The 13,487-nt window shown below is 39.5% G+C and carries 14 protein-coding genes; 11 read left to right on the forward strand and 3 right to left on the reverse strand.

Annotated elements, in window-relative coordinates:
• Positions 1–68: 68 nt before the first annotated feature.
• From FTT85_RS07340 to FTT85_RS07350, 3 genes are all read right to left on the reverse strand, one after another.
• Positions 69–344: a hypothetical protein gene (locus FTT85_RS07340; protein ID WP_180183221.1), complete on the reverse strand. Its 276-nt coding sequence runs from the start codon at positions 342–344 to the stop codon at positions 69–71.
• A 98-nt stretch (positions 345–442) separates the two neighbouring features.
• Positions 443–1,168 carry a folate-binding protein YgfZ gene (locus tag FTT85_RS07345; protein ID WP_257232115.1) on the reverse strand — a complete coding sequence of 242 codons (726 nt, stop codon included), beginning with the start codon at positions 1,166–1,168 and terminating at the stop codon, positions 443–445.
• 117 nt (positions 1,169–1,285) lie between these two features.
• Positions 1,286–3,385, reverse strand: a complete 2,100-nt coding sequence (locus FTT85_RS07350) for a multicopper oxidase family protein (RefSeq protein ID WP_180183222.1) — start codon at positions 3,383–3,385, stop codon at positions 1,286–1,288.
• A gap of 592 nt (positions 3,386–3,977) precedes the next feature.
• Between FTT85_RS07350 and acnD the strand changes: the two genes are divergently transcribed.
• From acnD to FTT85_RS07405, 11 genes are all read left to right on the forward strand, one after another.
• Positions 3,978–6,596, forward strand: coding sequence for a Fe/S-dependent 2-methylisocitrate dehydratase AcnD (gene acnD / locus FTT85_RS07355; protein WP_180183223.1), 2,619 nt, complete (start codon positions 3,978–3,980; stop codon positions 6,594–6,596).
• A 67-nt stretch (positions 6,597–6,663) separates the two neighbouring features.
• Positions 6,664–7,821, forward strand: coding sequence for an RES domain-containing protein (locus tag FTT85_RS07360; RefSeq protein WP_180183224.1), 1,158 nt, complete (start codon positions 6,664–6,666; stop codon positions 7,819–7,821).
• Positions 7,822–8,048: 227 nt separating this feature from the next.
• Complete coding sequence (locus FTT85_RS07365; RefSeq protein WP_078191134.1) at positions 8,049–8,279, forward strand: antitoxin; 231 nt, start codon at positions 8,049–8,051, stop codon at positions 8,277–8,279.
• Positions 8,279–8,698, forward strand: a complete 420-nt coding sequence (locus tag FTT85_RS07370; RefSeq protein ID WP_180183225.1) for a type II toxin-antitoxin system VapC family toxin — start codon at positions 8,279–8,281, stop codon at positions 8,696–8,698. Before FTT85_RS07365 ends, FTT85_RS07370 begins: the two co-directional genes overlap by 1 nt.
• A gap of 60 nt (positions 8,699–8,758) precedes the next feature.
• On the forward strand, positions 8,759–8,974 hold the full coding sequence (locus FTT85_RS07375; RefSeq protein ID WP_111884814.1) for a hypothetical protein: 216 nt from the start codon (positions 8,759–8,761) through the stop codon (positions 8,972–8,974).
• Between the two features lie 127 nt (positions 8,975–9,101).
• Positions 9,102–9,677: a DUF4126 domain-containing protein gene (locus tag FTT85_RS07380; protein ID WP_111884815.1), complete on the forward strand. Its 576-nt coding sequence runs from the start codon at positions 9,102–9,104 to the stop codon at positions 9,675–9,677.
• Between the two features lie 148 nt (positions 9,678–9,825).
• The gene (locus FTT85_RS07385; protein ID WP_180183226.1) at positions 9,826–10,317 is read left to right on the forward strand and encodes a DUF2569 domain-containing protein; all 492 of its coding nucleotides are present in this window, start codon (positions 9,826–9,828) and stop codon (positions 10,315–10,317) included.
• Positions 10,318–10,533: 216 nt separating this feature from the next.
• Complete coding sequence (locus FTT85_RS07390; protein WP_180021366.1) at positions 10,534–10,743, forward strand: hypothetical protein; 210 nt, start codon at positions 10,534–10,536, stop codon at positions 10,741–10,743.
• Between the two features lie 105 nt (positions 10,744–10,848).
• On the forward strand, positions 10,849–11,106 hold the full coding sequence (locus FTT85_RS07395; protein WP_180183227.1) for a hypothetical protein: 258 nt from the start codon (positions 10,849–10,851) through the stop codon (positions 11,104–11,106).
• Positions 11,107–11,828: 722 nt separating this feature from the next.
• Positions 11,829–12,071 (forward strand): DUF6868 family protein, encoded by a 243-nt coding sequence (locus FTT85_RS07400; RefSeq protein WP_078191128.1) that lies wholly within the window; start codon positions 11,829–11,831, stop codon positions 12,069–12,071.
• 107 nt (positions 12,072–12,178) lie between these two features.
• Positions 12,179–12,880 (forward strand): DUF1003 domain-containing protein, encoded by a 702-nt coding sequence (locus tag FTT85_RS07405; protein ID WP_180183228.1) that lies wholly within the window; start codon positions 12,179–12,181, stop codon positions 12,878–12,880.
• Positions 12,881–13,487: the final 607 nt, after the last annotated feature.

Below are 13,487 nucleotides of genomic sequence, written 5' to 3' on the forward strand. Positions count from 1 at the left end.
GCGACTCATGAGTGCTCGGTTATATGCGGGCCAATTGGTTGTGCGATAGATTTTGTGTGTAGGCTTCTTCATTTGAAAATTATATCGCTGAAAAAGCCTTTACAGATAGGTTTGTGCAACAAAGCCAAGTCGACATGCTTTTGCTGATAAAGCTGCTCGTTTTGCTTTTTTAACTGGGCAATTTTATCGCGGGAAAGCGAGTTGGTTTGATCGACCACATTGCTATTTTTTAGCTCTTCCAATACCGCTGAATTTATCTCGGCATAAATATTTGGCGATATAAAACAACTGAAGAGAATGAGGCAATTCAATAAGAAAAAGCGAAATGGGAAAGGGATGAGCATTTTTATAAATCTTTATAGTTTGTTGTAATTTTAAATAGTAATCAGAATAAGAGCCAAACAGCTTTTGTAATTTGGCTCTTATTTAAAAATTAAGATGCTTAAGCAGGACGCGCCACATCACCATTCAATGCTTCAGGCAAGGCTAAAACTGTCACATCTAACTCTTCTAAAGCTTCTGGGCGTGCCACAACTAAAGCTACATAACCATTTTCTACAGCCGCGCTATTGACGACTTGTACGCCTTTATTCAGCTGTTCGCCTTGTGCAGGAGCAGTACCTGTGCCTTGAATTGCATGCAACCAAGCTTTTGGTTTGGCTTTAAACCATAAACGTGCAATCACTTCCTGACCCAAATAACAACCTTTGTCATAGTGGACGCCTTCACGCTGATGTAGACGTAACTCTTGCGGTTGGAACACATGTTCAATCGCTTGGTCAATATAGGCCTGACCCGCTTGAATCGCTTGAATTTCCCATGCTGCAACATCCGTCGGTTCCGAAGTAAATGTCGTTTTATCACCGACTAAACTTGGAAAAACTGCACCAGTTTCTTCAAGTTTCATCTTAGAAAATGCACCAAATTTTTTAATATGTTTGGCAAATTCTTCGGCTTGATCTGCTGTAGTGACAATAGAAAAACTTTCAGCACTGTGTTTGGTGAGCCATAAACCAAAATGAATACGGCCTTTGAGGTCGCAGATTGCAGTATAACGTGTTGCATTTTCTTCAAGGCGTTCAACATGCAAAGTCACTTGCCCTTGTAGAAATTTTTGTGCATCGACACCGTTGAGAGAAAAAGATGTGAATGCCATAGACGTTGTCATGACCAGCCTCAGTATAAATTTTAGATATCATTAATCATGTTATTTTGCAGCAAGCCGCAGTGTTAGGCAAACAAAAAGCCCATATTGATATGGGCTTTTGTACAGCAGAGATCTGTCTTAGTGATTGTGTGTAGGCATATCGCTTGCAGTCATATCCATAGTGGAATGATGCGAAGGCGGTTCACTATTACAATCATATTGGTCGCCACAAATACGCACGGTTTCCATCATGCCTTGATCTTCATGGTCTAAAATATGGCAGTGCAGCACGAAGTCGCCTTCAAATTTTTCGTACTTGCTGCGCACAAAGATTTTATAGCCCTGTTTGACGAAGAGCGTATCTTTCCAAACGCCTTTCATTCCATGATATTGCGAGTCAATATTTCCTGCACCATCTTTATCTGAGCTGCCGATCGCACTGACATCGACACCATTTTCATTCAATATTTTCACGACTTGGAATGGATTGACATGAATATGGAAGGGATGACTTGCAACATTACTGCTCAACTCCCACTCTTGGGTTTGCCCGATTGGAAGCTTGCGGACATAGCTATGGTGGGTATGGTCTTCATCGTGGTAGGCATCGCCAAAGCTGATCAAGGTACCTTCTTCGGCATGACGAATACCAAATTTAAAGCTGCCATCTGCATTGAACAGAATGTCAAAGTTGGTGATTTGCTTCGCCATCGTTTTGAGCATTTCATCGACTTCAGCAGTCATTAAACTCGCATGAGAGATAAAGGCTGATAAATCACCCTGTTCGAGCTGTGCAATCACTTCTGGTGCCAGTTTTAGTTGGGTGGCCTGAATTTTTAAGAAGTTAAACGGCGTTTGCTGCGGTAGTTGAGTTGCTTGCACATTGACCCAACCGAGGAGCTGTGTATTGAGTTTTTCTTCTGGTGCGCGACGAAGTAATGGACTTGATTCAGGCGCATTAATTTCATCTTCCAGATTGAGCTTGGCATCGTATACACAGTATTTATTGGTGGTCGGGAAAGAGAGCATGGCATCAAAGCGATAACCCGGCTGAAAAATTTCAATCCCTTGCTTTTGGATTTTTCCCATGGTCAAGCCGTCTTGTGCAAGGGTATACAACGGTAATGTTTTCAGCGTTTTAAACTGTGAAGACATCGACTTACTTTGATATTTTTGACATTCACTCAGGGTTTGCTCTGCGGTAAAGAGCGCAGAATCAGGTAGTTCTTTGATGGTCAAACCAATGGTGTCACGGATACCGCCGTGAATCATGCGCCAGCGGTGGTATTGGTTCTGATCCACCTTAATTTCACCAAACATTTTGCCATTGATACTGGTAAAACGATTTTCATCCGCCCATGAGGTGGGTATATCGAGTTTTGAATAATCTTCTAAGCTATAGATGCAGGGTGTACCATTCACTTGGCTTAAATTGCTGTCGCAATCTTCATTGTATTGAATCTGCTGGAACAGCATGATTTTTTCATGGTCATACTGCTGGGTTTTTTGATTTTTCCATAAGATGTCCAAATCTCCAGTCTGCTGAATTTGCCCCTGTCGAATGACGGGTTTTCGCTCTCCCTCAATAATCAAAGGGCCAGCCATGCCGCTTGAGACCTGAATCGCGGTTGAACCATGCACATGAGAGTGATACCAAAATGTTCCCGCAGGATGATTCGGTTCGATCTTAAATTCGTAATGAAAATCTTGCTGAGGTTTTAAGCTCAAAAATACGTTGTCACTATTTCCTTGCGGGCTAACCCAAAGACCATGTGTATGTAAATTTGTGGTGTTAAAACAGTTCCCTTGGTTAATATTGGTCACTGGACTTGGACAGGTCTCCGTCGATTCAACAGGGAGGTGATTGACCAGATGAATTTTTAAATTGTCACCTTGTTTCGCACGAATTTGTGGGCCAACCAACACATCCGAAACACTGCCATCGCTATTTTTCGAGTTCCAGAGTTCAGGTTTAGTCAGATAGCCTCTGACCTGTAATAGGTCATTTTCACCCGTTTCAGGGTCGTATAAGGCTTGGCGTTTATAGGCAATCAGCAGTTCATGCTCACCTTGTGCATTGGCTTTCAAACGTGGTGGATTCGAGATGACAGTCGGTGAGTCTACTTCCTCTTCTTGAATCGTCGAATCTGTTGTCGATTGGTCGTTGTCGCCACAGGCAATGAAGCTGAGACAGCTTAAGAGGCAGCCAGCCCCAATGATGGTTTTAAATTTTGTCATGATCTTTCCCCCAAAGCATAATGACGGTAGAACAGTAATCGCAGATTTATTTAGCTAAGGTTTTGTAAATATTGTGATTATTTTGGCGAATACAGTGAATTACTTTGCTTGTATGTCGTGCTTTTATTATCTGAGAGTGGGGTGATTCGACGCTATCCCTGCAAATAGGGATAAATTGAGAATTAAGATAAAATAAATAATAAAACCGTGTTTTGATTCACATTATGACTTTGAGGCGCAATGAGCTAATAAAATAATTTAATGCCTTGATTATTAAATACTAAAATTGATAAGACTGATTTTTAATCAATTTGGTTGATATTTAGATTAAATATTATGCAGTGCAATTTTCCTTAGACTAAAGAATGAGGCGGATTTGCAGCTATTTTTCAAAAAAAATCATATTTAGAGCCAATATTCCAAAGTTAGTGTAACTAAATATTTCAAAAACCCCTGTTTTTATATTTAACCCTATGAAATATATGAGATTTGGGAAATGGGTTTTCGGCAGTGTAGTATGCCTATCGAACAAAGATGAATTGTCTATGAAAAAGACAACGCAAAAAAATGAAAGACCGAGGGCAGGAACGCTATGAACAACAACTACCGTAAACCGCTGCAAGGCACCCAGCTAGAATACTTCGATGTACGCCAAGCCGTAGAAGATATTCAGCCAGGCGCATACGCAAAACTCCCATATACATCTAAAGTCCTTGCAGAGCAGTTGGTTCGTAAATGCGACCCTGCAATCTTAGAACAATCTTTAAAAGAGCTGATTAACCGCAAACAAGACCACGATTTCCCTTGGTACCCTGCACGTGTGGTGTGCCATGACATCCTCGGTCAAACCGCATTGGTTGACCTTGCAGGCTTGCGTGATGCGATTGCAGATCAAGGTGGCGACCCGTCAAAAGTTAATCCTGTTGTTCCAACACAGTTGATTGTTGACCATTCTCTAGCTGTAGAGTTTGGCGGTTTTGACCCAGACGCTTTTGAGAAAAACCGTGCGATTGAAGACCGCCGTAATGAAGACCGTTTCCACTTCATTGAATGGACCAAAACAGCCTTTGAAAATGTCGATGTGATCCCTGCGGGCAACGGTATCATGCATCAAATCAACTTGGAGAAAATGTCTCCAGTAATTCAAAACCGTGATGCTTTAGCTTTCCCTGATACTTGCGTGGGTACAGACTCACATACGCCGCATACTGATGCATTGGGTGTAATTTCTGTTGGTGTCGGAGGACTCGAAGCTGAAAATGTGATGCTTGGCAGAGCATCTTGGATGCGTCTGCCAGACATCATTGGTGTAGAGCTTGTCGGTCAGCGTAAAGCAGGCATCACCGCAACTGATATCGTGTTAGCGCTTACAGAATTCTTGCGTAAAGAACGTGTGGTTGGTGCTTATTTAGAGTTCTTCGGTGAAGGTGCAGACAGCATGTCTGTAGGTGACCGTGCAACGATTTCGAACATGACCCCTGAATATGGCGCAACGGCTGCGATGTTCTACATCGACCAAAACACCATTGATTACCTGACATTGACAGGCCGTGAAGCGGATCAAGTGAAATTGGTTGAAACCTATGCCAAAGAAATTGGTCTTTGGGCGTCGGATATGACAGGGGCAGAATACCCGCGTGTACTACGTTTTGATTTATCACAAGTCACTCGTAATATTGCAGGTCCATCGAACCCGCATGCGCGTGTATCGACGGCTGACTTAAAAGCGAAAGGCATTGCAGGAAACTTAGAAGCAGCACGTGCGCAAGAAGCAGAAGGTTTAATGCCAGATGGCGCGGTGATTATTGCTGCCATTACCTCTTGTACCAATACCTCTAACCCACGTAATACCGTTGCAGCAGGTTTGTTGGCACGTAAAGCAAATGAATTGGGTTTAGTGCGTAAACCTTGGGTGAAATCATCATTTGCACCGGGTTCTAAAGCAGCCGCTTTATACCTAGAAGAAGCAGGTGTACTCGGTGATTTAGAAAAACTGGGCTTTGGTATCGTAGCCTATGCATGTACCACGTGTAATGGTATGTCAGGTGCTTTAGATCCAAAAATCCAACAAGAAATTATTGATCGTGATTTGTACGCAACTGCGGTACTTTCAGGTAACCGTAACTTCGATGGTCGTATCCATCCTTATGCAAAACAAGCGTTCTTGGCTTCGCCTCCACTCGTTGTGGCGTATGCCATTGCAGGGACGATTCGTTTTGATATCGAAACCGATTCACTGGGTAATGACAAAGACGGTAATCCAATTTACCTGAAAGACATTTGGCCGTCTGATGCTGAAATTGATGCATTGGTGAAAGAAGCGGTTAAACCTGAACAGTTTAAGAAAGTGTATATCCCAATGTTTGATCTGGGTGAGCGTGAAAAAGCGGCAAGTCCACTTTATGACTGGCGTCCGCAAAGTACCTATATCCGCCGTCCGCCGTATTGGGAAGGAGCTTTGGCTGCACCGCGTACCTTGACTAACATGCGTCCCTTGGCGATCTTGCCGGATAACATCACCACCGACCATTTATCGCCATCGAATGCGATTATCATGGATTCTGCTGCGGGTGAATACCTGCACAAAATGGGCGTGCCTGAGGAAGACTTTAACTCCTATGCAACGCACCGTGGCGACCACTTGACTGCACAGCGTGCGACTTTAGCGAATCCTAAACTGTTCAATGAAATGGTGGTGCGTTCTGACGGCACCATCAAGCAGGGTTCAAAAGCGCGTGTAGAGCCTGAAGGCGAAGTGATGCGTATGTGGGAAGCGATTGAAACTTATATGAATCGTAAGCAGCCGCTCATCATCATTGCAGGTAAAGACTACGGTCAAGGTTCGAGCCGAGACTGGGCTGCCAAAGGTGTGCGCCTTGCAGGTGTAGAAGTGATCGTGGCAGAAGGTTTTGAGCGTATTCACCGTACTAACTTGGTGGGTATGGGGGTGTTACCGCTTGAGTTTAAAGCAGGGACTGACCGTAAAACTTTGAAGCTGGATGGTACTGAGCTTTATAGCGTGATTGGTAATATTGCACCGCGTTCTGACCTGACTTTGGTGGTTGAGCGTTCAACAGCAGACGGCAAAAATGAAATCATTAAAGTGCCTGTGACGTGCCGTTTGGATACTGAAGAAGAAGTACATGTGTATGAGGCTGGTGGTGTATTGCAGCGCTTTGCACAGGATTTCTTGGAAGGTAGCTTGAACTGATAATTAATTGATTTCTATATCAAAGAGCCCATATTGTGTGGGCTCTTTTTTTATATTGGAGGGGATGATGGGGTTTAATGATCGTATGGATGAGATCACTGCATATTCATTAAGTTTTATTGAGAAAAGCATATGTTTCAATTGTATAGCTGATGATTATTTGGCTGAAATAATTAAATCAAATGCGACTCAAAAAAAATGCTCATATTGCTTGAGTATTGGAAATAAGAATATTGCATGTGAATACAAACTTGTAGCTCAAAAAATATATGATCGAATATTTCTCTCTTATAAAGATGCGCAAGATACGGGGATGCCTTATGTTGAAGGTGAATGGTTAATAGAACAAGTTTTTATACAAGATGTAATTAATGACTTTGATCCTGGATGGAATGATCAGTTTATAGAAGACTTATGTGAATCTGCCGATCCCAATTTATATTTAGTTCAACATGTCCAAAATGATTGGGTTGGAGTTCCTGAGAGTGCTGTTTTGAGTTATGGGTGGCAAGGTTTTAAAGAACAAATTTTATATAAAACACGCTATCTATTTTTAACTCAGAAATCTTCAGGATATGATGATTTTTATTCGGTTCCTTTAACTTCTATGTTAGATCGATTGGGGGATTTATCTAATAGATTGGGCTTGATTAGAGAAATTCCAAAATATTCAAATTTTTATAGAGTTAGGGCGCATAAGAAAGGTCAAGAATTTACTGAGTTTGAAGAAATAGGAGTTGCACCAAAAAGATTGGCTGGTGCTGGGCGTATGAATCCAGCAGGTATTCCTTATTTTTATATCGCATTTATGTCAGAGACAGCAAAACTTGAAGTGATTGATGATCAGAAATATTGGTCATTGGCTAAATTAAAATTATTAAATAATATTCAAGTTCTAGATTTAACAGGGTTACCCCCAGTTCCTAGTATTTTTGATATACCACAGCATAGTGTTAGAGAGGAAATTTTATTTCTCTATGAGTTTGTTGAGGATTTATTGAAACCGGTTGCTAAAGATGGAAAAGAGCATATTGACTATGTGCCTACACAGGTCGTTTCAGAATATTTTAGATATGTATTTGAACCAAAATTACAAGGAATTATGTATCCAAGTGTCAAACATTCAGGAGGAGTCAATATAGCTTTTTTTGAATCTGATAATGATGGAATTCAAAAAATTTTTAATTTGGAAGAAATTATTGAGTGTGAAAATACTGAAAGTTAAGCTTAATTTTTGGCCCAACTGTCATAAAGTCATAGCAAAAGCTTTCTCTTTTTAATAAGTTAGATCGAAAATAGTCCAGCTGATTCTATATTAGATCAGTTACTTTTTTCTTCTTCTTATAGATTTTATTTCTAAAAATAAGTATTAAATACGGATAATGATTTGATTGAAAAACACTCAAAAAATACCTATCATAAGATATATATCAAAACTTATGGAGTCGCTTCATGACTACAGCAAAAGTTTTTATGACAGGTCGTAGTCAAGCTATTCGTTTACCCAAAGAATTTCGTTTTGAAGGCAAAGAAGTAGAAATCTTCCGTCGAGGTGACGAAGTCATATTGCGAGAAAAACCAGTCACAGCAGATCAACTATTTAAAGTTTTGGCGCAAATGCCAGACGACTTTTATGCAGAAACAAGAGTGGATGAACCACCGCAAGAACGAGAAGAGTTCTAATGCCAACACAATATTTATTAGATACCAATATTTGTATTTATATCACCAAGCATCAACCCGAAATTGTCCGTCAGCATTTTGAAAAACATTTACCTGACGGCAATATTTTTATTTCAGTGATTACTTTGGGTGAACTTCGCTTTGGTGCGGAAAAAAGCCAATGGAAAGACAAAGCTTTCAAAGTGATTGATGAATTAATTTCAATCATTCCTGTTATAGAGTTAGATGAACACACCGCCGTACACTATGCTCAAATTCGAAAACAGTTAGCGCTTCAGGGGCAAATGATTGGCAATAACGATTTATGGCTAGCTGCGCATGCACGATCAAATAATTGGGTCATGGTCACAAACAATGAAAAAGAATTTCTGCGTGTAGACGAACTGCAAGTAGAGAACTGGCTCAGCAAATCTCTGTAAACCCACCAAAATTTCCAAGCGAAATTATGCTTTGCCTAAATGCCACTATCAATTGTCGAAATGACCAATAGACATTCATCACAAGAGGGTTATACTGAATCTACCATTTCTAAAAACACATGGAGAACAAAAATGGTTACTGCTGGTCAAAAACCCGGAACAGGCTTCTATTTTTGTGTTCAATGCGGACACCGCGTCTACTTAGAAATTGGTACTGATCGTTTACCACCGTGTACCAAATGCCAAGGCAATCAATTTAACAATAAGAATGCCTAAGCTGCAAAACACTAACAGTTATCCGCTGTTTAGAAAGAAAAGCCCTATCACTCGATAGGGCTTTTTGCTAACGTATAACACAGCATATATAAAAACAAATTGTACGTTTAACCGTTCGGAGAAGCCCATGGAAACAATATTAGGACTGTGTATCGGTATTGGCTTAAGTGCTGCCTGTGGCTTCCGTGTCTTTGTACCTTTATTGGTGATGAGTGTTGCTTCCATTTTAGGACTATTCGAACCAATGAAAGGATTCGAATGGTTGTCTATGCCTGCAGTATGTATCGGCTTAGCAATTGCGACGGTTTGTGAAATCGCCGCGTATTATATCCCTTGGGTAGACAATGCCCTCGACACCATTTCAACACCTGCAGCCATGATTGCAGGGACGATTGCCACAATGGCAGTAAGTTCAGGTGAAATGTCACAGTTTGCCAGTTGGGCGGCAGCAATTATCGTCGGTGGTGGTACAGCAACAGCAGTCCAAATGAGTACCGTCGCTGCGCGTGGCGTATCTACCGCAACCACAGGTGGCGTTGCAAACCCCATCTTATCTACAGGGGAATGGATTGGTGCTGCGGTCTTGTCAGTATTGGCCTTTTTAGTCCCATTTTTCGTGGTGATCTTAGTGATTGCAATCGTGATCTGGTTAGTTCGCCGCATTCGCCAAAAACGAACTGTACAGGTCGATACCCCTTTATAAACCACTCAATATTCCACTCTAAAATGAATCCATCTTTTAGAGTGAGTGATCTGCGTTTTGTTTAATAAATATAAAATTAAAAATCAGAAACTGAGTATTAGCAAAGTTTGATAAAGATTATAAAAATTATAAGAAGTGATACAAAAAAATGAACAATCAGAGGAATTTAAAAGGTTTGGGCGGGTGGCTTATTGTGTTGGGGATAAAAATTGTCCTATCACTACTATTGCTTTCATTTGATATTTATAGCCTATATCAACTTTTTCAAAATGAGGCGTTAAGTCAAATAAGTGATCAAAAATCGGAACTTTATTATCCAACTCTGATGTATTTACTCTATATAGAAAGCATCTTAAATATTGTATTTTTCTTACTTTCAGTTTGTGCTGTCTACTTATTTTTTAGTAAGCATCTTTACTTTCCAACATTCTATATTGCGTTTATGGCAAGTTTTTTATTGGTACAGTTATGTGATAGTGCCATTTTGAGTGTGCTATTCACTGATAAAAATGCATTTGATACAGAGACCATCATGCAGTTAGCGACGAGTACTATGGTTTGTCTGATTTGGACGCCGTATTTGTTGATGTTAGTTCGAGTGAAAAATACCTTTACTCAACATTCAAAGCACTCGGCTTAAGCGAAAAAAATACTATCGAGCAATTTCACTATCTGTCCTAAAAGAGCACATCATTCTGCGTTTAAGTTATCCACGAGACTGCTAAAAAAATCTTTAAATACCGATTGATTTTTGAACAATAAGGGCATAATTTTAGTATGTGATTATAAATCACATAATTTTTATATGGATTTATTAATCTTTGAATTTTATAAAAAATAATGAGGGGAATGGTAGATGATTAAATTTATAGTCGATGAAAATGCCTTAACGAATGGCTCGCATTTAATTCACAATGGTACGCAAGGATGTGTAGACATGCCGCAGTTTGAGCAGCAAATATTGATTGGTTATTTTGCCAATTTCGAACTCGCTTATAAGCGTGCACGAATGAGCTGGCCAACAGAAAAAGTTGTTGGTTGCGATAAATGCTGTAGTCAAAGCTAGAAATTCAACATGCATTAACTTTGAAATAACGCTGTATATCCAAGAAAAATGGCGCAGAAATTGCTAACTAAAACAGGTAATCGCGTTATTTATAGGATATGCAGCATGACCACAGAAACCATCCGTTCTACAAAATATCCAGCACAGGCACATGCCTATGCAGCATGGCCTTTGATCCTGATCATCCTTGGTGGTGCGATTGGACTGGTATATGCTGTGATTGCTTATCTGATCAATCTCAAAATATATGCATCAGACCTCAGTCGAATGAATAAAATTTTGGCCAATTTACTTTGTGGTATGGCGGCATATAGTGGTTGGTGGTTTAGCGCACAGTGGGTACAAAGCTATTTAGCTCATTGACCAACACCACGTTGAAAAGATCAACCCTAATATCTGCAGAACATGGATAGGCTTAGATCTCTACTCAAAGGGCGGAGTTTTGTATGAAGTTAAGGGATGAATGTTCAGCGTCGATATATTTTTAAATTTGATGCTGTGTTTGGACGTTTTGTCTGTTGTAAAAGAAAATTTTCTTATAATTGGGTAAATCTGCAGATAAAAAACGCTGAAATGAGCTGAAAAGATAAAATATCCTGCTAAACCTAAAATGGCTGAAAAAATTTGCTGAATTTGTAGAAAATTAGAAAAACTTAGGAAATTAATCCCGATCCTCTTTGGTTAAAGTATATCTCAAGGGTGTGATAGAGATTGAAAAGAGTAGCATGCTGTCAGTGGTGCAAAACACGCGTACAGTACTCACCCAAAAGGTCTCGATTCAGCTTAGGACGCTATAAACCAGAAGTTTATAGGCTATAAGATCATGACTTACAAAGTGATGATAGTTGAAGTAAACAACATTGTTTTCTCTTATACCACCCCAAAAATTTAAGCCAAAATAAAAAACAATAATTACTCCTTTAATCCGCACAAAACAAACCACACCAGTGAAATCAGCACAAGCTCAAAGATCGTCAGGCATCTCTCTTAAAAATAGTCCAAATCTAAGCGGAAATTTAAAAGCAATATTCAATTGCTCGAAAAGGGCATAAACTAAGGATAAAAATACGCTTAGGAGATTTGCCATGAACTTGAGTCATTTAAGCGATTTCTTGCTGTATAGCTTAGTGATTAACTATCTGATTTTAATCATTTGGTTTGTGGTATTTGTCTTTGCTAAAGATTGGATGAAACGCCTGCATGGGCAGTGGTTTAAGTTGAGCGATCAGCAGTTTGACGCTATTCATTATGGTGGAATGGCTGTCTATAAAATTGGTATTTTACTTTTGAATTTAACCCCCTACATTGCATTGCACTATCTAAAATAAGCTTAAATCATAAAAAATATTGGGTGTAAAAGCACAAGCTGCTTGCATTAAATTTAGGCAAAACAGTATGCTCAAAAGAACATAAAATTCAATTGGGCAAGGCAAGAATGAACGGGAAAGTAGAATGCCGTACTTGTTTGGTGTGCAAAAAAAGTTTCCCACTGAAAAATATGATTCCAATGGGAACCGTGCGTAAAGTCATTACAGAAGAAATTGCTCAGGATTTTCCTGAATCTGGTGCTCAGGACTATATATGCCAAACTGATTTAACCAAATACCGTATGCAATATGTACAGTCAATTCTGAACTCCGAACAAGGCGAAGTCTCCAATTTAGAATATGAAGTGCTGAACAGCATGCAGCAGCATGATCTGATTAGCAAAAATGTTGAAGAAAAGCTGGATCAGCAGTGGAGTTTTGGCGAAAGGCTAGCGGATAAAATTGCAACATTCGGCGGTAGCTGGGCATTTCTTATTTGTTTTACATTGTTTTTAGCGGTGTGGATTTTAGTCAATACGGTGGTGATGGTGAAGCACCCTGCTGATCCTTATCCTTTTATTTTGCTGAATTTGATGTTGTCTTGCCTCGCTGCCATACAAGTGCCCATTATTATGATGAGCCAGAACCGTCAAGAAGCCAAAGACCGCATGCGTTCGGAGAATGATTATCAGGTGAATTTAAAAGCTGAATTAGAAATTCGCCATTTACATGAAAAGATAGATCATTTGTTGATGCATCAATGGGATCGTCTTGCCAAGATTCAGGAAATTCAGCTGGATTTGCTGTCTGAAATGAGTAAAAAGAAGTAATAGTTTGCTTTGAACAGCATAAATAATTGTTGTTTGAGTACTAAGTTGTGGCGGAAATTCTCGGAAAAAGTCATTTATAAGATGGAAAAAATGCTAAAAAATGATACAAGGAGAAAATATTTTCAATATATCTTTAAATGTGAAAAATATTTTTAAAATAAGCCAAAAACAGTAATTTTCAGGGAAACAATCCCTCTTCGATATCACTACTATATATCCCAAGGGTGTTACAGAGATTGAAAAGAGTAGCATGCTGTCAGTGGTGCAAAACACGTGTACAGTACTCACCCAAAAGGTCTCGATTCAGCTTAGGACGCTATAAACCAGAAGTTTATAGGCTATAAGATCATGACTTACAAAGTGATGATAGTTGAAGTAAACAACACTGTTTTCTCTTACACCCTAAAAAATTTTAAAGAATTCAAACGAATAATAAATCCTTCCATCTTTTTCAAAATTCCAAACTTCGCATGTATTCCCAACACACTTTGATCATTGCTGATGTAATAAATATCACGCAGAAGATCTTAAACATAATCTAAGCTTCAGATTGTCCTTTTCAACAAAGTTGTTATGCTTAACTGTCTAAATTTTAAATAATTTTGTT

It is taken from the genome of Acinetobacter sp. YH01020 (assembly GCF_013420275.1).
Taxonomy (GTDB): Bacteria; Pseudomonadota; Gammaproteobacteria; order Pseudomonadales; family Moraxellaceae; genus Acinetobacter; species Acinetobacter amyesii.